We start from the raw sequence: 23,643 nt of genomic DNA, 5'->3' as shown, positions 1-23,643 counted from the left end.
CCTTATTTCTCGAGGCTAAATGCTTCTGTCCCGACCTCTTCGCAGTTGGCTTTTTTATGTATAAATAACTATTTCAACGTCGTTTGCGAACGGCGATCGGCGTATCCCCAAAGTATTCTCGATACTTTTTATAAAAATGGGTCTTATTGGAAAACCCTACACTGGTTGCAATCTCCTCAATCGAAAAGCGAGTAGATAAAATCAAATCATGTGCTTCATGTAATCGTTGATTCGTAATCAATTGTTTGAAGGATTTACCTGTCTGTTGCTTGATCAAATTAGACAGATAATTGGGATTATATCCTAACTCATCTGCCAATGTTTTTAGGTTCAATGTTCGATAGTCGCTTTCGATCCGTTGCAGAATTTTGATCATCAAGTTGCTTTGTCCATCTTTTTTGTAGATCTTTGCTAATTGTGAGTGATAGACTCTAGAAAGCTGTAAAAATAACACTTGTGAAAAAGCGTTCATGATTTCATTTCCCAGATGTTTTTTTGAAAAATATTCGAGGATCATCTGATCCAACGTGACTTGGATCTCTGGTTCTTTTGCTAAGTGTAACAAAAGATGTGTTTCATTATAGCCAGGTTCTAAAATAGCATTCATCAAAAAATTATACGTCAATCCCCCACTACGATTATCGATTTTTTTCAGAAGATTGATATTGATATCATTTGTTTTGAATAAGAAATTCAGTAAAATATCCTTTTCACCCAAAGGCATCAACTCATGGCGACTGTTTGTATCTAAAAGTAATAATTGTCCTTCTTTCAAAGTGATTGGCAGACCGTTGACGATCTGTTCTGAAGTACCACAATACATATAATTGAATTCTAAAAAATGGTGGGAATGTAGTGGATAATGCGCGAAGCGTCGATGTTGGCGAATCAAAATATTATTTTCTTGAAAAAGATGGTGATCGTCTAATTTGAATTGTTGGTCTTGATCGTCTAAGTTTTCTCCTTCAAATTCCTTGATCCATTGCCCCGTCTTTTGCTGTTCTAACTCTTCTGATGTATACGGCAGAAAGATCTTTTGCACAAACGAATCCATGGTTTTCCTCCCCTTTGATATGTAAATTTGACACCAATATAGTAACATACTGACATTGTTGTGAAAAGGGTTACAAGATATGATGAGTGCAACAAATACATCTTCATCTGGAGGAACAAGCTATGAGAAAGACTTGGTTGATGAAACTGTCGCTGTTGTCCATTTCCTTAGTTTTAACGTCAAATACTGCTATCGCATCCGCTTTACCGATGATGTTAGGCTACTTCAATGATCAATCCGCTTCGTCCGTCGAGCTACTGATGACCATCCCTCAACTGACTGTCGTTATTTTCATTGCTTTGAGCAGTTTGATCGCAAAAACCATCGGACAGAAAAAAACTGTCTTACTTGGATTATTGCTGGCTGGAGTTGCTGGCGTGTTACCTGTCTTCACCGCCAACTTCTATTTGCTGATGATCTCCCGCGCAGCATTAGGCGCCGGCTTTGGTCTCTTCAATTCTTTGGCAGTCAGTATGATCAGCGAATTTTTTGAAGGTGCAGAAGCAGCCACATTGATTGGCTTTCAATCCGCCTTTCAAGGTTTAGGGGCTGCGGTCATGACCTTCACTGCCGGACGTCTCCTCACTTTTGGCTGGCAAAAAGCGTTCTTAGTTTACTTGATCACCATTCCGATCATCTTCTTATTTATGGCTTTCGTCCCTGAACCGCCCAAGAAAAAAGAGAGTACCACTTCTAAAAAAGAAGTATCAGCAAAAGGGACACTCCGTCCTACCACTCTCATGTATGGCATTTTGATTTTCTTTCTCTGTATTTTCTACATGATCGTTGTCGTCAAGCTTTCGACTTTCATCGTGACTGAAAATCTAGGAACAGAATCCGATGCTGGAACTCTCCTTTCCTTTATGCAAATCGCTAACATGGTTGCTGGTTTCTTATTTGGATTGATTTACAAAGGGTTGAAACGATGGACATTGCCCCTTTCCTTTTTCATCATAGCAGCAAGTTTGTTCCTCATCTTGACAGCCAATCATTTATTTATCATTGGTATAGGGGCTGCACTGAACGGTATCGCCTTCGCTTTGTTTGTTCCTTACATCTTCAATGATGCCACTCGTTCAGTACCCCAAGCAGCAAAAGCAAGTACCACATCTTTTATTCTCGTTCTAGCAAATATCGGTAATTTTGTTTCACCTTATGGACATCAACTTTTGGAAAGATTCGGTATCGGTTCTGATGCCTTACAAAATATTTTTATCAATGGCTGTATTTTGATGACCGGTTTAGGAGTCCTTTTTCTTCTCCTTGCTTTTAAAAAGAAGCCACTCCCGAATGAAGTCTAGTTTTCATTGATCCAAGCAAACATAAATTGGAGGAATTTTGATGAATTATCTTGCAATCGACATTGGCGCTTCAAGTGGTCGTTTGATCCATGCCAATCTAAATGAATTAGGCCGTTTTGAATTACAGGAAGTCCATCGTTTCAAAAATGGGTTTGAAAAAATCGATGGCGTCGCAAAGTGGCCACTGACACATCTAGTCACAGAAATCTTAAAAGGTTTTGAAAAAGCAAAACAACAAGGCATCACAGAATGTTATGTCGGCATCGATACTTGGGGTGTCGATTATGGCTTGCTTGATGCTGAGGGCAATATGATCGAAGCTCCGACAAGCTATCGTGATGATCGCACGAAAGATGCCATCCAACGATTTGAACAAAAAATGCCTCTGGATGAACTTTATCAAAAAACAGGTATCCAACTGCAACCATTCAATACGGTGTTTCAATTACTTGTTGAAGAAAAAGAAACGTTAGCAAATGCCCATCGCCTATTATTGATGCCTGATCTACTCGGTTACCTCTTCACCGGACAAGCAGTCACTGAAAAAACAAATGCCTCTACGATGCAGCTTCTGAACTTAGAAACTCGGAAATGGGACCCTGATGTTTTAGCTGTTTTAGGCATCGATGCTGCCCTTTTTCCACGAATCACCGAACCCGGGCAGATTCTAGGCGAATTACAAACAGCCCAATTCCCGACCTATGATCTGCCAAAAGCGACCTTCATCACGATCGCTTCTCACGACACTGCTTCAGCAGTTGTCGGGACACCCGCGACTGGCAAAGATTGGGCATACATCAGCTCAGGCACTTGGTCGTTGATGGGTGTGGAGATCCCTGAAGGCATTTCAACAAAAGAAGCCTTTGACGCTAATTTTACAAATGAATGGGGTGTGCAAGGAACCATTCGCTTCTTAAAAAACATCATGGGTATGTGGTTGATCCAAGAAGTTGCTCGTTTACAAGAGGGTGCCTACAGTTTTGCTGAATTGGCAGAAATGGCAGCACAAGAAGCACCTTTCCAACAGATGGTCAATGTCAACGACCCACGTTTCTTAAATCCCAAAAATATGATTCAAGAATTACAGGATTATTGTAAAGAAACAAACCAAACAATTCCTCAAACCCCAGGTCAGCTGGCTCGCTGTATCTATGACAATTTAGCCCTGTGCTATGCTGTTGAACTAGAGAACTTAGCACGGATCACCGGAAAAGAATTTCATCGATTACACATCGTCGGTGGGGGTTCAAACAATACCTTCCTTAATCAGCTGACAGCCGATATTTGCAATATCGAAGTCGAAGCAGGACCAGATGAAGCGACCGCTATTGGGAATCTAATGGTCCAAATGATTGCGACGAATGGCTACGGTACGTTGCAACTGGCGCGTGAAGCAATCAGAGATTCCGTTTCATTAGCCACTTTTCACCCTCGACATACCGAGGAAATGACACAAGCGCTTGCTAGATACAAAGAATTTTTAATATAAAAGGAGAGATTCAATATGATGAATGTCAAAGAACGTTACGAAGAAGCCAAAGCAAAATATGCGAGTATCGGTGTCGATACCGAGGAAGTCTTGCAGAAACTCGCAGAAGTGAAGATTTCAATGCATTGTTGGCAAGGCGATGATGTCAAAGGATTCTTGACACCAGATGGAGAACTGACTGGTGGCATCATGGCTACAGGGAACTATCCTGGAGCCGCACATACGCCGGATCAATTACGCCAAGATTTAGAAAAAGCTTTCTCATTGATTCCTGGGAATCATAAATTGAATTTACATGCCATGTATCTAGACACGGATGAACCAGTCGATTTGAATGAGATCGAACCAAAACACTTCGAGAAATGGGTCGCATGGGCAAAAGAACAAGGCATTGGTCTTGATTTCAATCCTACCTTCTTCTCTCATCCAATGATGAAAGATGGGTTGACACTTGCTCACCCAGACAAAGAAGTTCGGGATTACTGGATCGAACATGGGAAACGTGCTCGTAAAATCGCCGAGTATATGGGGAAAGAAATCGGACAAACCTGTATCGATAATTTTTGGATGCCTGATGGAATGAAAGACAATCCGATCGACCGCCTATCTCCACGTCAACGGTTGATGGAATCTTTAGATGAGATTTTCTCAGAAGAACTCAATGAAGAATATACGCAAGATGCTGTGGAATCCAAACTATTCGGACTGGGTGCCGAAGCTTACACAGTAGGTTCACACGAATTTTATATGGGCTATGGCTTGACGCGGAACAAATTGATCTGCCTAGACGCAGGACACTTCCATCCAACTGAGGTCATCTCCAACAAACTTTCTTCTTTAGCCTTATTCTCAAAAGGGATCATGCTTCACGTCTCTCGCCCTGTACGCTGGGATTCAGACCATGTTGTGATCATGGATGATGAACTACAAGAAATCGGCAAAGAATTAGTCCGCAATCATTTACTCGAAAAAACAGCGATCGGTCTCGATTTCTTTGACGCAACCATCAACCGGATCGCCGCTTGGGCAATCGGTACAAGAAATACCCAAAAAGCATTGTTAAAAGCCATGCTTGAACCAATCGAAGAATTAAAAGAAGCCGAACTCAACTTCGACTTCACCAAACGCTTAGCCTTCACTGAAGAGTTAAAAGACTTCCCATACGCCGACGTTTGGAATTACTTCTGTGAAATCAACAACGTCCCAGTAGGCATGGACTGGTACCAAGAAGTCCTACAATACGAAAAAGACGTACAAAGTAAGAGGTTGTGAAAGAAGCGTTCAGCACTAAGGCATAAGTCAGGAAAATCGAAAATGGCTGTTTCATTTTTGATTTTTCTGGCTTATGACCGAAGTGTTGCTTCATGAACACCATCTATCAAGTTGTAAAAAAGCTCGTTACTATCAACAGAAGCCTTCGAGAATCCGTCTAACTGATTCTGAGGTTCTTTCTGTTTATTTACAAAATAACCATACTACCTGCTCCTTCTATTCATCAGAAAAAGAAAAGAGGTCTCACTCGTGAAAAAATTAGCGATGCTCACTGCTCCATTTGTACAAGAGATGATTCAAGCAACAACCAATATGTACCGCCTAGGATGGGATGAACGTAATGGTGGGAATATCACCTATTTATTAGAAGAAGCGCAAGTCTTACCTTTTATCGATCCTGCGAAAGTCTTACGAACATTGCCGTTGCCATTTGATGCCCAAGAATTAGCCGGAAGGTATTTCTTGGTGACAGGATCTGGAAAATATTTTAAAAATGTACAGGAAGCACCAGAAGAAAATCTTGGATTGATCCGTGTGACCGGAGATGGTCATGCGATCGACATTTTATGGGGATTAAGCCCTGATGCTGTTCCGACTTCTGAGTTACCAAGTCATTTCATGAGCCATATCGCTCGATTGAGTATCGATCCAGATAACCGCATCGTCATGCATTGTCACGCAACACACTTGTTAGCTATGACTTTTAGCCATCCACTTTCTGAACGCGAATTTACTCGTACATTATGGCAAATGTGTACAGAGTGCCTAGTTGTCTTCCCAGAAGGCATCTCGGTCATTCCATGGTTAGTTCCCGGTTCGAATGAAATCGGCGAAGCAACTGCTGCAAAAATGAAAGAAACGCGTTTAGTCGTTTGGCCACAACATGGGATCTATGGCTCTGGAAAAGATATGGATGAAACATTTGGTTTGATTGAAACAGCTGAAAAAGCTGCCCAAGTCTATACGATCGTCATGGCCCAAGGAGGCATCAAGCAGACGTTAGAAGATGACAATTTGAAATTACTGGCTGATGCGTTTGGGGTTATTCCACGTGCCGGTTATTTGAACAATCAGTAATCGTGAGGTGACAAATGAAATCAAATATCGAAAAAATGATTGCTGGTGAGGTCTATCGTCAAGATGAAGAATTATTGCAGCTTCGTCTGACCACAAGAGATCTCCTTCATGCATTCAATCATATCCATCCTCGAAAATTGTCCGAACGTCAGCAATTGATCAAAAAAATGTTCAAGCAAACAGGTGATGAACTCTTTGTTGAGCAACCCTTTCACTGTGACTATGGTATCAATATCACTGTCGGAGAAAACTTTTTAGCCAATAATAATTGCACTTTACTTGATGTTGCTCCGATCACGATTGGTAGGGACGTCTTGCTTGCTCCAAATGTTGGGATCTACACAGCCGGCCATGCCTTAGATCCTGTTTTACGTCAAGAGTACCAAGCAGAATTTGGGACGCCTGTTACGATCGGTGATAATGTCTGGATCGGCGCAAATACATCCGTACTTCCTGGGGTGACGATCGGTGATCATGTAGTGATTGGGGCAGGAAGTGTCGTCACGAAGGATATTCCAGCTAATTCTTTAGCGGTAGGAAATCCTTGCCGTGTCGTGCGGACTTTCAATAAGGAAGATCGTACCTATTATTTCAAAAAACTACGTTATCCACCAGAATATATAATTTCAGAAACCGACATACCTAAAGGAGAGTAAACCAAATGGCAAATCGAATGATTTTAAATGAAACATCTTATCATGGAAAAGGGGCTATTGCAGCGATCCCAACGGAATTTCATGCAAGAAATTTCAAAAAAGCGGTGGTGATCACCGATAAAGAGTTGCATAAAATCGGTGTCGTAGCAAAAGTCACCACCTTATTAGATGAGGCAGAGATCGCTTATGAAATCTACGACGGTATCGTACCTAATCCAACGATCGAGAATGTCAAAGAGGGCGTGGCTTTCGTTCAAACAGCGAAAGCGGATGTGATCCTTGCAATTGGTGGAGGTTCACCGATCGACACAGCCAAAGCCATTGGGATCATTGTGACAAACCCTGAGTTTTCTGATGTCCGTAGTTTAGAAGGCGTGGCAGATACGAAATATCCAAGCTTGCCGATTCTAGCTGTTCCCACTACTTCTGGAACGGCGGCTGAAGTCACAATCAACTATGTGATCACTGACAAAGAGCGTTCTCGTAAATTTGTATGTGTTGATCCCCATGATATTCCAATCGTCGCCTTTGTTGACAGTGATTTGATGATGGGCATGCCGAAATCCTTGTGTGCGGCAACTGGGATGGATGCGATGACTCATGCTATCGAGGGATTGATCACGAAAGGCGCATGGGAAATGAGTGATATGTTCCATCTCAAAGCCATTGAGGTCATCGGTCGTAGCTTGGCCGATTCCGTTGCGGGTGATCCGAAAGGCCGAGAAGACATGGCTTTAGGCCAATACCTTGCAGGGATGGGCTTTTCAAATGTCGGGTTAGGACTTGTCCATGGGATGGCGCATCCATTATCTGCATGGTATGATATCCCCCACGGCGTCGCTTGCGCTGCCTTATTACCAACCGTCATGAAATACAATAAAGAGTTTACAGGCAATAAATATCGAGAAATCGCGAAGGCGCTGAACATTAAAGACGCAGAATCTCGTTCCATCGAGGACATTCGTGATGCCGCTTGTGAAGCGATTGACGCTTTGGCGAAGAAAGTTGGTATTCCTGCGACGATTTCCGAACTAGGTGTCAAAGAAGCGGATATTGCAAAAATTGCTGAAGATGCGTTCAATGATGTCTGTACCCCAGGAAATCCAAGAGAAACGAACGTGGCAGAAATCATCGCTATTTATCAAAGCTTGATGTAACTTTGTTGTATCTCTTGTGATTACAACTTGGCTGATCAATTAAAAATGGTTCTCTCGGTTTGTGAATAACGACCAAGAGAACCATTTATTTTATTTTTTATATAGAAAATCTACTATATTAAACCATTAACGTGTACATACCTACTGCGATGATTGCTCCAACCATTGGTCCTGCAATCGGTACCCATGAATAACCCCAGTCAGAACCACCTTTATTAGCGATTGGTAAAATCGCATGAGCGATACGTGGACCTAAGTCACGAGCTGGATTGATCGCATATCCTGTTGAACCACCTAGTGATAACCCGATAGCTAAAATCAATCCTCCAACAGCAAAGACATTTGTTCCGCCAGCAAATTCTGTTTGACCAAATGCCAATAGTCCTAAGACTAAAACGAACGTACCGATCAACTCTGTGATAAAGTTAGCCGGATAGTTGCGGATAGCTGGTCCAGTTGCAAAGGTTCCTAAGATTGCCCCTTGATCCTTTGTTGCTGACCAATGTGGCAAATAAGATAACCAAACAAGTACCGCACCAACGATCGCACCTAGTAATTGCGCGATGATGAATGGGAAAACCAAATTCCAACCGATCGCCCCTGTCATTGCCATCCCAAGTGTTACCGCAGGATTTAAATGAGCGGGTCCCATGAATCCTGAAATAAATACTGCCATCGTCACAGCCATCGCCCAACCAAATGCAATGACGATCCAACCGGAGGCTTGTGCTTTACTTTTGTTTAAATTAACTGCCGCACATACGCCGTCCCCTAAAAGGATCAAAATCATCGTTCCAATAAATTCCCCCATGATTTGGGTCATGTCTGCATTCATTTTATTTTTCTCCTTTCAGGTCACGTAAGTCTGACTCAGCGATCAGTTGCTCTAAATGTTGCGTTTCACGTTCTTTCTCTTCGTCTGTCCAATCAAAGTATGAAGCAATTGCATCAATGATCGGTTGTTTGATGGCATCTAACTGATCTCTTTCAAAAAGTAGATGGTTGGTACGGCGAATCAAATAGTCACCTGGAACTAAGACCATTTCGTTTTCTAATCCGTAACGCAAACGAGCAGATTCTGCTAAGGACAATCCTGGATAAGGACTCATTTCTTTGGCTAATTCAAAGATGCGTTTCGCATTTGTTCCGTAGAAATCTGCGATATAGGCAGCATCTGTTTCATCAAGACCTGCTTCTACACCGATTTTTGTATATTCTTCGACCATTTCTTCTTGTTTTGTCGGATCAAAATCCCCGCCTGAGATCGAGTAAGTCTTGGAATCAATCTCTTTTACCGTTACACCATACTCTTCTTGTAACAGTTGACGGATCAATTTCATCGCGCCTTCTGCCATTTTGCGATAATCGGTGATTTTACCACCAGATAAAGTAACTAGTCCATCTGGTTCACGTTCTAATGAACTACCGCGAGAAACAGTTGATGGCGCTTTTTCATCACGACTACTTTCTAAGTGATTCAACACATCTTCGACTTCTACTCGTGATACCTTGCTTTCTTTATAATCCGTTACCGTATCAACGACTTTACGGAAGCTTTTATCAGAGATCGAACCGTTGTCACCACCGTTGTAGTCAGAACCGGCGTTGCCGATTAATAACGGTCGTAATCCTGCCCAACTTGATTCGATATCAGCCAAAGTGATATTTGCTTCTGGATAACGATGATTGATCACATCTAGTAAGTAATCCACATCTTCTTGTGTTACTTGAGGGTCTGTAAAATCACCTTGGTAATCGGTATCTGTTGTCCCAAAATACGTTTTGTTTTCACGAGGGATCGCAAAGACCATCCGACCATCTTGTTTTCCTGTATCGAAATAAGTAGGCTGTGGCACAGGCAATTTCTTCGCATCTACTACTAAATGGACACCTTTTGTCGGACGCATTTTTGGTGAGATCGCACGCTTGAAGTTCAGGTTGCGGATCTTATCCACCCATGGTCCACTTGTGTTGATCACTACTTTTGCTCGGATCTCAATGACTTCATCGCTTAACAAGTCACGCGCTTTAACTCCGATGATTTGATCGCCATCATAGATAAAACCGGTAGCTTTCATTTTGCTGACTAGATATGCTCCATCTTCTGCCGCTTTTTTGATATTATCGATCACTAAACGGGAATCATTGTTACGGAAATCCAAGTAGACACCGGCACCTGTTAAACCATCTTTTTTTAGAAACGGCTCACGTTCAAGCACTTCTTCAGGTGTCAACGTATAGTTTTCATACTTCGTTCCAGTTACTTTTGCTAATTTATCATAAAGATCCATCGCTACTTTCACTGAGAACATATTGAAGGTCGTTGCGCCTTCTCCTTCATAGATTGGCAATAACATCGGATCTGGTTTAGGGATATGCGGTGCCACTTGTTGTACCACTGCACGTTCACCTACAGTATCTGCTACCACTTCAACGTCAAACGTTTTTAGGTAACGAATCCCCCCATGAACTAATTTGGTTGAGCGTGAAGACGTTCCTTCTGCAAAATCCTGCATTTCGATCAACCCAGTTTTGATACCTGAAGCTGCTGCTTGGATTGCGACACCTGCACCAGTGATTCCGCCCCCGATAATCAAAAGGTCTAATTCTTCTTGTTTCATGTGGTCAATGTTATCTTGTCTTGTTTTTTTTGAAAACATCTTGTGTTCCCTCCCTTTACTCAAATGCTTGAGTTGCTTTCACTGCTTTTTTCCAACCAGTGTAAAGTTTTTCTCTACGCTCTTCTGGCATTTCCGCCTCGAAGATTTTACCAGCTTCATAAAACTCACGAATTTCATCCGTATCTTTCCAATAACCAACTGCTAATCCAGCTAGAAACGCAGCGCCTAATGCAGTCGTCTCCAAGTTGCCGGCACGTTGGATCGGTACATTCAAGATATCTGTTTGGAACTGCATCAAGTATTCATTATTGGCTGCACCTCCATCGACTTTTAACACAGGAATCTTGATGCCTGTATCATCTTGCATCGTGTCGATGATATCTCGAACTTGGTAGGCAATGGATTGTAATGTCGCCTTGATGATATCCTCTTTCGTTGTTCCTCGAGTAAGACCGAACATAGAGCCGCGTGCTGCTTGATCCCAGTAAGGAGCGCCAAGTCCAACAAAGGCAGGTACGACGTAAACTTCGTCATCACTAGTCGAACGCTTCGCTGCCTCTTCTGAATCACTCGCTTTTTGTAGCATTTGTAAGCCATCACGTAACCATTGGATCGAGGAACCGGCTACGAAGATACTACCTTCTAGCGCATAGTAAACCTTTCCATTTATTCCGTAACCAATCGTCGTCAACAAATTATTTTTAGATAATTGTGGTTTTTCACCCGTGTTCATCACAATAAACGAACCTGTACCATACGTATTTTTGACCATTCCCGGCTCAAAAGCCATTTGACCGAATAATGCTGCTTGTTGGTCTCCTGCCATACCAGAAATCGGCGCTTCACTACCATAGAAGTGATACCCTTGTGTATAACCGTAAACCTCTGAATTTGAGGTTACTTTCGGTAACATCACTCGTGGAATATTTAGTAGATCTAAGATTTCTTGATCCCAATCCAATTCATGGATATTGAACAACATCGTACGACTCGCATTCGAGTAATCGGTTACATGTGCTTGTCCATCTGTCAACTTCCAAACAAGCCAAGAATCGATCGTTCCAAACATCAACTCGCCTTTTTCTGCTCGCTCTTGTGCACCTTCTACATGGTCTAAGATCCAGCGAATCTTAGTAGCAGAGAAATACGCATCAATGACTAAGCCAGTTTTCTTATGGAAAAACTCTTGGTGCCCATCTTCTTTTAATTTGTTGGCAATGCCAGCTGATTGACGTGATTGCCATACCACAGCATGATAGATCGGACGTCCCGTGTCTTTTTCCCAAATCACTGTCGTTTCACGTTGGTTCGTGATACCGATACCGGCAATTTGTGTGGGCTTGATCCCAGATTCAATAAATGCACCAGCGATAACGGACTGTACGGAGTTCCAGATTTCATTCGCATCATGTTCTACCCAACTTTCACGGGGAAAATATTGTGTGAATTCCTTTTGCGAACTACCGATATGTCTTCCTTTTTTATCAAAGATAATCGCTCGTGAGCTTGTTGTCCCTTGGTCAATTGCCATGATATACGTAGATTCTGTCATTGTGATCTCCTCCATTTTTCTGCAAACGCTTTCTTTAACTACTTTTATGGTACACCTATTTAAGACGTAGAAACTGCCAAAAAAATAGCAATTCACCTTTTTTTTGACAGTTTTCTTAATTTTTGGCTTTTTTTTCTTGTTCAATTTTTTGTTTCAATCTTAAAATATCATAACTCGAAGCAAATTCAGACAGGTAATAGTACTCTTGTCCTTTTTTCTCCTGGTTGAAGGTGATCACAAAATCATAGCTTTTTTCTGGTTGGGCTTCTTCGATCACGATTCCGCTGATCCCTTTTAACTCTCGAATCAAGAATTGTTGAAAAGCAATCCGATAGATCGGTAAGGATTGCAGATCGATGCCTATAACCACAGATTTTTCAATATAGAAATCGATCATCATCAAAATATTCGCATATTGACTCATCAAATTATCCAAAACTTGATTGGTCAATTTTTTCATAGGTAGCTGTTCGACTGTCGTTTTTTTCAATCGTTCAAGTAATTGCGTCAACGAATCCCCTAACATTCGTTGTTGTTGGGTAAGTAAGTGTTGCGGATCATAGATCGTTAAATAGCCAGAAAAAAAGTATAATTCATTATTGATTTGTGCCAAGTGGTACCCAATTGTTTTCTCTTCCTTGATTTTTAAACGCCTTGGTCGATAGTGCCACAACATCGTTTCTCGAATATACGTATCCAACACAGCTGTAGGTAACTTTTTGCTGCGAGTCAACTCGTATTGATAAAACGTCTCTTCTTCCAGTACCGAGAAAGTGACGAGAAAACTATAAAACATCATCGACTCATACGCCGTAACATCAGCCGCGGTTCGACTGAGGTATAGTGAAATGACCGGATGGATGGTTTGGTACAGTTGATCCCCTTGATATACTTCTTTTTTCTCTTTTGTACCAGAAAACTTCATCTTATCAGACAACAACCTTTTCCTAGTAATCCCTACCCATGTCGCGATTTTTGTTGATGATTGTGGAGAAAAAGTCGTATTCAACACATGTGCCAAGCCTACTATCAATGGACGCTTATCTGGCGTATCTTGTAAATACTGTGGTCTTTGTGACTCTGGGAAAAATTGAAACAAGGAATAATAAAAATAGCGGATCTGTAACTCTTCTCCTTGGAGTTGCCCATTTTTTATTTGCAGAGAGAACTCTTTCAATAGCTGGTTCAATTCTTTGATTTTTCTAAAGACTGAGGATTCACTGATCGTAAAAGCTGTCGCTAAACGAACACTTGAAGCTTGTTGGTGTTCAAGTAGGTACGTCAAGATCTGATATTTCACGCTTTGTTGTACCAAAAAAAGCATGATTTTTTCTAAACTCGTATGCTCGTCTAATTCAAGGACGACTTGAAATTCATTTTTTCGGACAGAAATCTTTGTGTTCATCATACGACCGATCAATTCAAGGTCTTCGATATATTGGTCGAAGGCAGATTTTGATAATTTCACAGAGGATCGCAACTCATTGATTGAAGCGGAACCACCTTCTAATACAAGCATTCGTAAAATCTCAATTTGGGTTTGCTCTTTTTTTTCTAAAAATTCTTCAATCTTCATCGAAAGGATCAACCACCTTTACAAGAGCTATTGGCGCTCGATACTCTGGTTGAAAGAAGAATTCGCGTGCTTCCAGGTCTGCGAGTGTCCATCCTTCCTCAACTGCTACAGTCAGTCGGTCTAAAAGATAGAAAATCACTGCTCGGCTATGACATTGCGCCCCCAGCAATTTTCCTTCTTCCGTCAATAGCACTTTTATTTTGATTGATTCTTGATTTGTCGCAGAAGCTCTGGTCGTTAAAAATTGTGTGTTGATTTTTCCAGGATAAAAGATACTTTCGCTTTCTGTTAAACCGACACTTCCAAAATAATGCCCGAACCAATGATTACCGATGGGTCGATACGTGCCTAAATCTTTCTTTTGTTGCCCACTGATATTTTTACTCGCGATCTTCGCCGTTCGAATCGCATTGTTGACTAAAGACACGTACATCTTTTCTTGCGTTGGTCGATAAGTTACTTGGATGGCATCACCGATCGCATAAATATTTTCCTGTGACGTTTGCAGGTAGTCATTTACCCAGATCGTCCCATCATCATTCAATTGCAAAGACGCTTCCCATAACTGATTATCTGGACGGGTGTAATTTGCCAACAAGACTAGATCATACGTCTCACTTCTTTTTTCCGTGAAGATCTCGGTTTGTTCTGTTTCAATGATTTCTTGCACTTGTTCGTTTAAGAAAAAACGAATACCTCGATTTTCCAGCTCACGATACAACGGCTTGATCATCTCTGGATCAAAATAGCGGAATAAAACCGTCGCTTGGCTTTCATACAGATGAAGTTCTTTTCCTAAGTTCGCTAATCCTTCGATTAATTCCAAACCGACTTGCCCTGCACCGATGACTGCGATTTTTTGTGCCTTTCCGATACGTTGTTGGAATTGTTGCGAAGTTTTAGGATCTTTGATTGTCCAAATCGTGTCGTTTTCTTGTGTACTAAAACGGAAACGTTGTTGTGAGCCTGTCGCAATCACAAGAAAATCGAAAGACAATATTTCCCCATCTTTTAATTGGATTTGGTTTTTATCGCTGTTTAGCGCAGTCACTTCTGTTTCTGTTCGTACTGCTATCTGATGTTCTTGAGTCAGTTGCTCTTTTGTCATCCAATAATGGTGCGCTTCTTCATGAAATTCCCCTTTTAAGATCAAATTGACACTATTCGGGATAAAGCCTATCCGCGCTTGCTTCTCAATAATGATTATCTCACTTTCTGGACAGTCGTTGCGCAAAGAAATAGCTGCCTGAATGCCCGCAAATGAGCCACCGACGATTACGATCCTCATATGATATTCTCCTCTTTTTCATCTGTTATCCTTAGAGTATCATTTCTTAGAAAACGTTTCAATCAGTAAAGGGAATCGTGGGGATAAACGGTGTTCCAGAAGTAGCTCTTACAGAAATAAGCGTGAAAAACCAACAATTTGAAGAACAATTTTCGGAGTTGAACACTTTTGTCACAACTTCTCGTTTTGTTGTAAGTTTTTGATGAATTCAATCAATCGAGCGCCATCTTCTTTCGTTAGCGTACCTACCTTGGCGTATTTTATTTTTTCATTTCCTTTAGGTATTGCTCTTAACATACCAACGTCTATCCATGAAACCTTATGTAGAACTGACTTTTTCCAATCTTTGATAGGAAAATATACTTGTTTTATCTTTTTTGACTTATGTTCATATTGACTAGTGATACTAAAAAATTCAATATAGTATTTTTATCTTGTACAACCAATATAGGTCTTTTCGTTCCACCTTATTTGTCAGTGTAAGCCACATAAACTATTACTATTTCATTCGTATTCATTTAGCCACTCATTTAGCTTTTCATCTGTATCAAGCAATTTAACAGGCATACTTTTTGTTAATTGGCGCAACTTGATTGCTTGTCTTTCTTCTTCATTCAATTTTATTTCTATTGGAAACTCACCTCTTGATACAACTTGCTTATATAAAATGGTAATTGCTGTTGTCGCATTCAAACCAAGTTCTTCTAATATTTGTTCTGCGTTTTCTTTTAGCTCTTTATCAATTCCGACTTGTATTCTTCCTTTTTTTGCTTTCTCTTTTGTTTTCACATTATCTCCTCCTATTGAGTGAAACAAACTCAAAATATTTCAATATCATCATATATTTGATTATATCAAACTCATAAAAGAGAAATGATGCAAAAATCAGTAGTTGATTTTCTTAACTACTTCTTAGCTGTCTATCTTATTTTTTCAGATGTAATTTGTTGAGTTTTTCTAATTATATTTTAGGTGACATGTTTATTTCTAAATTCAATAGTTTTTGGTGATCAATTTTTAACAACTTTTTTGATCTATCCACTATTTAACTAAAATTACTTCTTGGAGTTGGAGATTTTAGAAAAGAGCTTAGACTTGCAAAAATCCGCTCCGGTAATTTCTAATATTCCGACTTATTTCCCTCAGAAGTTACTTTTATAATAGCGTTTTTCTAACCTGTAAAAATAGTACTTTTACTTGAGCAACAAGGTGAAAAATTGATTTTAGTTTGTTTTGCGTATATATAATATATACAAAAAAAGACATTTTTTTGACGAAGCAAAATAGAAAAAACGATTGCATGTTTACATAGAAATAAATTTCATCTGTTGAGGAGCTATGGCATTAGTTTGTTCTCTCCGCCTTAAGGATTCCATAAGTACCTCCTATTACAGATCACTACTTTTAGCAGAGAAATCCACAAATATATGTATAAGAAAGAGTTGATTGCTTATGAATGAACTAGTTTATATCAAAGAAAATTTCAACATCGTAACCGTTGCTTTTGTAAAAAACGGGAAAGTCATGAAAAAAATTTATGATTGGTACCTCCCTTATTATTATCAGGATAGGCTCCATATCCATACGAATTCCTCTATTCACATCAATGGTCAAAAGAAAAAAGTTTTTATTGTGAGTATGTCTTATCATCCTGATGCACAAAAAATGTATAAACAATTTCCACTATTACACTCACAACCTAGCTGGCAGATACAACTTATTGCTCAAATACTTAACTCTAAGAATATTCAGTATTATCGGGAGCGAACGTTCAAAAATCTTACTACAGTCGAGAATCGTCCTTTAAGAATTGATCTTTCATTTCAACAAAATAATCAATGGTACTTTATTGAATATCATGGTGTTCATCACTACTTCAAGAAAAGAGCTACTACTAAACGTTTTCAAAACATACTAAGAAATATGGAAATAAAAAGACAGTGGTGTTTAGATAATAGGGTGCTGTACTTAGAAATTCCTTTTTTCAGACAAAGAGAAATTCAAGAGTTGGTGGAAACTTTTCTAAAATCTACGTTACTAGATCCACACGGATAAAAATCTTTTTAATCGTGCAAGGTAATCTATTCTCCTATTCTATGAATATCACACTTATACAAATCAAAGTTGGCTGCCTCTATTTATTGTGAATAAACAAAGACCTGTAGTAAGACCAAAAACTCTTTTGGATTACTACAAGTCTCTATTCACATCTTTATTCTCTTTCTACATCTGGTTTGCTCAATTGATCTTAACTCGATACATACTCGCATCAAAAATTTTTACTTTCTTGAATAGGTGTAGGTAATTCGAGTTTTCTTTCTTTTGGTGACGGTAGTGTGCCTAGCATACGCACAAACGCCTTTTCTTCCTCGATGGGTTCTTTGCTTGATAATAACCCATCAGATTCAATGTGAATGCCATTCGATCTAAATCATTGGAAGGAAGAGTGGGTAATAAACCTTGCCAGAGCTGTGTTATCCATCGATCTATATATTGATTAAAATAAGTCAACATATCATTTACTGTTTTGCTTGATCAATCGAGATATTATGCAGATTTTCAACTAAGGTTCGATGTTCACGAGGTCCGGTCGACTCTGGTGCTTGATCGAGCTGTTCGATCAAAGTCACTTCTTCTTCTGATAATCGGAAATCAAAAATAGCGATATTTTGCTTCATACGATCCACATGGACAGACTTAGGGATCGTGATGATCCCTAGCTGTGTTTGCCAACGTAGGATGATTTGTGGGACAGTTTTATGGTATTTTTCAGCTAATTCCTTTAAAACTGGTTCATCAAAGATCCCATCTTTTCCTTGGTTGAACGGACTCCACGCTTCGGTCACAACATCAAAATGCGTCGCTGTTTCTCTTTGTTGTTTTTGTTGACGGTACGGATGTTGTTCGATTTGGTTGATCACTGGCTTGATCCGATGATTCAAAATCAAATCAGTCAAACGACCTGTTGAAAAATTGGAGACTCCGATCGCCTTTACTTTGCCTGCATCATAGAGTTCTTCCATGGCACGCCATGCGCCATAATAATCATTGTAAGGTTGATGGATCAAGAAAATATCAATGTAGTCCACCCCTAATTTTTGCAAAGAACGTTCATACGCTTTGTATGCGCCCTCGTAAGAAGCATCAGTGACCCATAACTTGGTTGTGATAGTGATTTCTTCTCTTGGAATCCCGCTTTTTTTGATTGCCCGACCAACGGCTTCTTCATTGTAATAAACAGCCGCAGTATCAATCAGGCGATAGCCAGCATTCAACCCTTCTAAAACCACTTGCTCACATTCCTCTTGATCCCAGATTTGAAAGACACCAAATCCAAGTACAGGAATCGTCAATCCGTTGTTCAAGGTCCGTGTTTCCATCATTGATTTCCTCTCCAAACTCCACGTTATTTCGTCAATTCAGCAACGACTTTTTCTCCTAATAAATGTGCAGACTGTGGGTTTTGTCCTGTTAATAAACGCCCATCTGCATGAACAACTTCAGTAAAAGCTTTCCCTGCCTGATAATCGGCACCTTTTTCCTTCAGTGAATCTTCGGTCAGGAATGGTACGTTATTCGTTGTTCCGTTTAATTCCTCTTCTTCATTACTAAAGCCAGTCACTTTACGTCCAGCTAAAATGGACTGTCCGTTTTCATCAACGACAGGCAACAAGCCTACGACACCATGACAAACAGCTGATACGAGTCCATTATTTTTGTAGATCGCAGAACCAATCTCTGCTAATTTTTCTGATCCAGGGAAATCCCACATCGTTCCATGACCACCGGCATAATAAATCGCCGTATACTCTGTTGGGTCCACTTCATCCGGACGTAACGTTTGGCCTAACGCACGATTACGAAAGTCTTCATCTTGATAATAAGTCCAATCCACTTGGTCCATATCTAATATACTTTTTGGTTCTAATGGTACGTATCCGCCATTTGGGCTAACAAAATCAGCTTCGATCTTGTTTTTGACTAATACATCATAAAAATGAGTCAATTCACTTAACCATAAACCTGTTGGACGCTCGATATTGTCGTATTTTTCTACATTTGTCAAAACAATCAAAACTTTCATTTTTTCAGCTTCTTTCTTAGATATTGATGGTTGATCCATAGCGTTGATCAAGAAAATTATACAACGGACTTGGTAAATACAAGTCTTTGTATGCTTCAGAAAAAGGTTTCGTCACAAATTCAGTATCTCGATCTTCTAATAATTTGACCGCCCATTCAGGATCCACCAACATTTGTTGGCCTACTGCTACGAGTTCCGCATGAGCTAACACAGACTCGACATCTTTGCGGTTACGGACATTCCCGACACCTACTAAAGGGATTTTCCCTTGAATCGCTTCGTGGACATATTCAAGAATTGATTTTTCATTATAGGTTTCAGAACGAGCTACACGATCATACGTATTCAATGAAACATGCAGATAGTCTAATTTCGTTTCGCGTAATTGCTCCATCAACCAAATCGTTTCTTCAAAACGGATACCTGGTGTTTCAAATTCTTCTGGTGAAAAACGATAACCAACAATAAATGGTTTAGTTGCGTGTGTTTCAACTGCTTGGAAGACAGATTTCAATAATTCTTCAATAAAGTGATAACGTTTCTCTAAAGAACCACCCCATTGATCTTCTCTACGGTTCGAATGAGGAGAAAAGAATTGTTGGATCAAGTAAGTATTCGCACCATGTAATTCTACTCCGTCAAATCCTGCTTCAATGGCTCTGCGTGTTGCTTCTCCAAATGCTTGGATCGTTTCACTGACTTCTTCATCACTTAATGCCCGAGGTGTTTCGGCATCTGGACGTTCTGCCGGAATCGCACTAGCAGATACTATTTGTTCTCCTGATAATGTCGCACGACTTGTCATACGGCCGCCATGGAAGATCTGCACGATTGCCTTGGCCCCTTCGCCTTGAATGGCTTGTGCTAACTCGCTTAGACGAGGAAGCATTTCATCATGGGCGATACTCAATTCACCTGGCCAACCTTTACCGATGTCTTGCACATTTGCCGCACCAGTGATCACGGCGCCTAATCCTTTTGAGCGTTGTGCATAGTATTCGATCTCGTCTTTTGTGATTACCCCATTAAAAAAGCTAAGTTCTGTAGTCATTGGTGATAGCATCAACCGATTTTTCAGCTCACTACCTGATGGAAATGTGATTGATTCATTGAATTTTGCCATTCTTATTCCTCCAATATGACGAATGTCACTTATTTTTTCTCGTATTTATTTAACCATACGATTAGTTGTACATGCAACTTTTATGTTTAAAAAATTTTATTTTTTTTGTAATTTATTGGTCGCCTCATTCAGCTCTTGAGAAAGCCGCTCGCTCTCGGCAGCACCTAAAACAACTTTATATGCGTGGTGCAACTCATCCCAACTACTGTCGATCTCTTTGACAAATTCACGACCTTCATCAGTTAAAAATACCAAAGATAACCGTCCTTCTGTGACCGTTTTGACATAGCCTTTATATTCTAATTTTTCTACGAAACGTGCAATCGTTGACGGCGCTGAATACAACATCTGCGCGATATCTTTTTGAGGAATACCGTTTTTTTCTTTCAAAATCAGTAAGATAAATCCATAAGTAGGTGCAAGTCCCGTTTTCTTGAAGGCTTCATCAGCTAATTTGTTCAATACTCGATCGAGCTTCTTCACACTAAAAAAAAGACATTCTTCTAACGAACGTTCAATTGATTTCCCCATTTTTACACCTCCTGTTAGCGTACATATCATAGTATGATTTAGTTGATTTGTCAAAGAGGAGAACATTGGTCGTTTTGCACCATACTTTTAATACTATTTCCAATGAAGTCCTTCACCTAAAAAAATGGAAGTGGGACATTAGTCCTCTCCCACCACCTAAAACCGAATAAACGGCGGGAGCAGAAGTAACCTCTTCGGAAATAAGGCGCCATCCACAAAAATTTGAAGAACAATTTTCGTGGATGGCGCCTTATTTCTCGAGGCTAAACACTTCTGTCCCGACCTCACTATTACAATCTATCCTCTATGCAAACTCGACTTTTAACTCTTTTCCTAGAGCATGAGCAAGTTTTGATAACGTATCGAAACTTGTATTGTTTCCTCACTCAATACGGGCTACTGTCGATTGAGGTAAAGAAGCCAAATCTGCTAATTCACGTTGTGTCAATCCGGCAGCTTCTCTGGCATTCATCAAAGCGATTGCGCTTGATAACTTAGCATTCTCTGTTTCAAAATTATTTTTGAATACTGATTCTTTCAATTTTTTCTAGATAACCATCAAATTTAACTGTTACCATTTTCATATTCCTCCTCAAATTCTTTACGTATCTCTAATGCACGTAAGATTTCTTGAGGTGGCGTTTTTTGGGTCTTTTACTAAACCCATGTGTAATAATTAACTTTGACTCGAATTAATGGAAATATAAAACTCTTTGAATATTGGTTCCGAACTCTGAGCGAAGTTCGAAAAGATTATCCTCCAATTTTGTATCCACTTCATTTTTCTAGCGGATAGCATATATGCCATCATTAAGCAATATGTTGGAACACCATTTTCCAGATGAGACACTCTCTCCATCACCCAATTTTCACCACAAATGCTTCATAAGGACGTAATTCGATTTCTCCTACAGGTACTTCTCGATCATAGTTGGCAATGATCAGTTCTGTTGTTTCTTGTGGAACAGTTAATTCTTGTGTTTGCTCGGATAAGTTACAGACAATCAACCAACGTTCTTCATTTAGTGTACGATAATAAGCAAAGACCTCAGCTGGCGTTTCTGTCAACAATTCATATTCTCCCCAAACGATGATTTCATTGTGTTTGCGTAACTCGATCAAGCGTTTGTACGTGTGGAAAACCGAAGAGGGATCTGCGATTGCTTGTTTTGCATTGATCGTTTTGTAGTTTGGATTGACGGATAGCCAAGGCGTTCCTGTCGTAAATCCACCATATGCTGTTTCATCCCATTGCATTGGGGTACGCGCATTGTCACGTCCTTTGGCATTGATAGACTGCAAGATCTCTTCTTTACGATAGCCAGATGCGAAACGCTCATGATACATATTGATTGTTTCGATGTCTTGGGCTTCTGAAATGTCCTGGATCGGAGCATTCGTCATGCCTAGCTCTTCTCCTTGATAAATGTAAGGAGTTCCTTTCATCATGTGGAGTAAAATAGCAAACATTTTTGCACTTTCCACGCGGTATTCTTGATCATTTCCCCAACGTGAAACGATTCTCGGTAAATCGTGGTTATTCCAAAATAAGCTGTTCCAACCTTCATCACCTAATGCTGTCTGCCACTTGGACAAGACCTGTTTCAGTTCAGAGACATCTAAAGCTTTTAGATCCCATTTATCCTTGCCTGCTTGCTGGTCCAAAGTCATATGTTCAAATTGGAAGATCATGGATAGCTCATTTCGTTTGGGATCTGAGTAAAGCTTCGCGATTTCTGTCGTTGCGCCCCAAGTTTCTCCTACCGTCATCAAATCTTTATCTCCGAAAGTTGCTTGATTCATTTCTTGTAAATATTCATGGAGTCGCGGACCATTATTGGTAATTTCTTGATCCGGTAATTTGCCGATCGTATCGATGACATCCATACGGAATCCACCAATTCCTTTGTCGATCCAAAAATTCATCATGTCATAAACTTCTTGTCTGACCAGCTCGTTCTCCCAATTCAAATCAGGTTGTTTCTTGCTATATAGATGCAAATAATATTGACCTGTCGTTTCATCAAATTCCCAAGCCGGCCCACTAAAAATCGAGCGTAGCGAATTAGGCACGTCACCATTTACTGGATCACGCCAGATATAATAATCGCGATATGGATTGTCTTTGCTTTTTCGTGATTCGATAAACCATGGATGTTCATCAGAAGTGTGATTGACGACTAAATCTAATATGATTTTGATGCCAGATTTCTTCGCTTCCTCAATCAGTTCGTCCATTTCAGCCATCGTCCCAAACTCAGCCATGATTGCTTCATAATCGCTGATGTCATAACCATTATCATCATTTGGGGATTCATAGACAGGAGAAAGCCAAATCGTATCGATCCCTAGATAGGTTAAATAATCTAATCTTGAAATAATCCCTCTTAAATCACCGATTCCATCTCCATTCGTATCTTGAAAACTACGTGGATACACTTGATATACAACTGATTGATGCCACCATTTTTTCTCCATATGATCCTCCATTTGTTTTGTCCTATTCTTAAAGAATTGTAACGCTTACAAAAACAAGAGTAAACAGGCAGGAGAATGTTACCGATAACATAAAAATCTGAGGTTTAGAAATAAAAATGAGGCGTGGGGAAAGTTTCAATCAATGGATTAGCGCCTTAAAACAGAAACTATTGATTGAAATAAGTATAAATTGCTATCAACATGTCCATTTAGGGTATACCCTAAATAGACACTAGTATATCATTTGTAATTTTTATGTTTATTTGGCACAGTTTTTTCTAATTATTTGTCATATTCATAGTCAACAATAGCCATAAAAGCCACGAATTTTGGAGATAGATTGAGATATTTAAAAATCTATCATGGAAAGATTAATTAGTTTTG

At 40.0% G+C, this 23,643-nt stretch carries 20 protein-coding genes and 1 pseudogene; 7 read left to right on the top strand and 14 right to left on the bottom strand.

What is annotated here, in order from left to right; genetic code table 11:
• Positions 1-73 precede the first annotated feature (73 nt).
• Positions 74-1,054: an AraC family transcriptional regulator gene (locus tag CUS89_RS09720; RefSeq protein ID WP_104871963.1), complete on the bottom strand. Its 981-nt coding sequence runs from the start codon at positions 1,052-1,054 to the stop codon at positions 74-76.
• A 122-nt stretch (positions 1,055-1,176) separates the two neighbouring features.
• Between CUS89_RS09720 and CUS89_RS09715 the strand changes: the two genes are divergently transcribed.
• The 6 genes from CUS89_RS09715 (at position 1,177) to fucO (ending at position 8,006) form a co-directional block, all read left to right on the top strand.
• On the top strand, positions 1,177-2,355 hold the full coding sequence (locus tag CUS89_RS09715) for an MFS transporter (protein WP_104871962.1): 1,179 nt from the start codon (positions 1,177-1,179) through the stop codon (positions 2,353-2,355).
• Positions 2,356-2,395: 40 nt separating this feature from the next.
• Positions 2,396-3,844: a rhamnulokinase gene (gene rhaB, locus CUS89_RS09710; RefSeq protein ID WP_104871961.1), complete on the top strand. Its 1,449-nt coding sequence runs from the start codon at positions 2,396-2,398 to the stop codon at positions 3,842-3,844.
• 15 nt (positions 3,845-3,859) lie between these two features.
• Positions 3,860-5,116, top strand: coding sequence for an L-rhamnose isomerase (gene rhaA / locus CUS89_RS09705; protein ID WP_019722530.1), 1,257 nt, complete (start codon positions 3,860-3,862; stop codon positions 5,114-5,116).
• A 249-nt stretch (positions 5,117-5,365) separates the two neighbouring features.
• A complete protein-coding gene (gene rhaD, locus CUS89_RS09700) occupies positions 5,366-6,193 on the top strand; it encodes a rhamnulose-1-phosphate aldolase (RefSeq protein WP_104871960.1) in 828 nt (275 codons plus the stop codon).
• Positions 6,194-6,207: 14 nt separating this feature from the next.
• The gene (locus tag CUS89_RS09695) at positions 6,208-6,849 is read left to right on the top strand and encodes a sugar O-acetyltransferase (RefSeq protein ID WP_104871959.1); all 642 of its coding nucleotides are present in this window, start codon (positions 6,208-6,210) and stop codon (positions 6,847-6,849) included.
• 5 nt (positions 6,850-6,854) lie between these two features.
• On the top strand, positions 6,855-8,006 hold the full coding sequence (fucO, locus tag CUS89_RS09690; RefSeq protein ID WP_104871958.1) for a lactaldehyde reductase: 1,152 nt from the start codon (positions 6,855-6,857) through the stop codon (positions 8,004-8,006).
• Between the two features lie 118 nt (positions 8,007-8,124).
• Here fucO and CUS89_RS09685 read toward each other — a convergent pair whose 3' ends face one another.
• From CUS89_RS09685 to CUS89_RS09655, 7 genes are all read right to left on the bottom strand, one after another.
• Positions 8,125-8,841 (bottom strand): MIP/aquaporin family protein, encoded by a 717-nt coding sequence (locus tag CUS89_RS09685; RefSeq protein WP_104871957.1) that lies wholly within the window; start codon positions 8,839-8,841, stop codon positions 8,125-8,127.
• Position 8,842: 1 nt separating this feature from the next.
• Positions 8,843-10,666, bottom strand: a complete 1,824-nt coding sequence (glpO, locus tag CUS89_RS09680) for a type 1 glycerol-3-phosphate oxidase (protein WP_104871956.1) — start codon at positions 10,664-10,666, stop codon at positions 8,843-8,845.
• A 16-nt stretch (positions 10,667-10,682) separates the two neighbouring features.
• Positions 10,683-12,179, bottom strand: coding sequence for a glycerol kinase GlpK (gene glpK, locus CUS89_RS09675; RefSeq protein WP_104871955.1), 1,497 nt, complete (start codon positions 12,177-12,179; stop codon positions 10,683-10,685).
• 115 nt (positions 12,180-12,294) lie between these two features.
• On the bottom strand, positions 12,295-13,755 hold the full coding sequence (locus tag CUS89_RS09670; RefSeq protein WP_104871954.1) for a helix-turn-helix domain-containing protein: 1,461 nt from the start codon (positions 13,753-13,755) through the stop codon (positions 12,295-12,297).
• Positions 13,745-15,043 carry an FAD-dependent oxidoreductase gene (locus CUS89_RS09665; protein WP_104871953.1) on the bottom strand — a complete coding sequence of 433 codons (1,299 nt, stop codon included), beginning with the start codon at positions 15,041-15,043 and terminating at the stop codon, positions 13,745-13,747. The genes CUS89_RS09670 and CUS89_RS09665 overlap by 11 nt, the downstream gene beginning before the upstream one ends.
• A 171-nt stretch (positions 15,044-15,214) precedes the next feature.
• Positions 15,215-15,340, bottom strand: coding sequence for a hypothetical protein (locus CUS89_RS16385; protein WP_258082408.1), 126 nt, complete (start codon positions 15,338-15,340; stop codon positions 15,215-15,217).
• A gap of 207 nt (positions 15,341-15,547) precedes the next feature.
• On the bottom strand, positions 15,548-15,832 hold the full coding sequence (locus CUS89_RS09655; RefSeq protein WP_104871952.1) for a type II toxin-antitoxin system RelB/DinJ family antitoxin: 285 nt from the start codon (positions 15,830-15,832) through the stop codon (positions 15,548-15,550).
• Between the two features lie 663 nt (positions 15,833-16,495).
• Between CUS89_RS09655 and CUS89_RS09650 the strand changes: the two genes are divergently transcribed.
• A complete protein-coding gene (locus tag CUS89_RS09650) occupies positions 16,496-17,098 on the top strand; it encodes a hypothetical protein (RefSeq protein WP_104871951.1) in 603 nt (200 codons plus the stop codon).
• 464 nt (positions 17,099-17,562) lie between these two features.
• On the opposite strand, the gene CUS89_RS09645 is transcribed toward CUS89_RS09650, so the two are convergent.
• The 6 genes and pseudogenes from CUS89_RS09645 to CUS89_RS09615 form a co-directional block, all read right to left on the bottom strand.
• Positions 17,563-18,423 (bottom strand): aldo/keto reductase, encoded by an 861-nt coding sequence (locus CUS89_RS09645; protein WP_104871968.1) that lies wholly within the window; start codon positions 18,421-18,423, stop codon positions 17,563-17,565.
• A gap of 26 nt (positions 18,424-18,449) precedes the next feature.
• The gene (locus CUS89_RS09640; RefSeq protein WP_086335388.1) at positions 18,450-19,127 is read right to left on the bottom strand and encodes a type 1 glutamine amidotransferase domain-containing protein; all 678 of its coding nucleotides are present in this window, start codon (positions 19,125-19,127) and stop codon (positions 18,450-18,452) included.
• Between the two features lie 16 nt (positions 19,128-19,143).
• Positions 19,144-20,250, bottom strand: a complete 1,107-nt coding sequence (locus CUS89_RS09635; protein ID WP_104871950.1) for an NADH-dependent flavin oxidoreductase — start codon at positions 20,248-20,250, stop codon at positions 19,144-19,146.
• A gap of 96 nt (positions 20,251-20,346) precedes the next feature.
• On the bottom strand, positions 20,347-20,781 hold the full coding sequence (locus tag CUS89_RS09630; protein WP_010736432.1) for a MarR family winged helix-turn-helix transcriptional regulator: 435 nt from the start codon (positions 20,779-20,781) through the stop codon (positions 20,347-20,349).
• Between the two features lie 304 nt (positions 20,782-21,085).
• Positions 21,086-21,359 (bottom strand): annotated as a pseudogene (locus tag CUS89_RS16380) (helix-turn-helix domain-containing protein).
• A gap of 280 nt (positions 21,360-21,639) precedes the next feature.
• Positions 21,640-23,259 (bottom strand): glycoside hydrolase family 13 protein, encoded by a 1,620-nt coding sequence (locus CUS89_RS09615; RefSeq protein ID WP_104871949.1) that lies wholly within the window; start codon positions 23,257-23,259, stop codon positions 21,640-21,642.
• Positions 23,260-23,643: the final 384 nt, after the last annotated feature.

The organism is Enterococcus mundtii (assembly GCF_002947535.1).
GTDB classification, from domain to species: domain Bacteria; phylum Bacillota; class Bacilli; order Lactobacillales; family Enterococcaceae; genus Enterococcus_B; species Enterococcus_B mundtii_B.
Note: the sequence above shows the minus strand (reverse complement) of the source record. Positions and strands in the feature narration are given on the sequence as shown.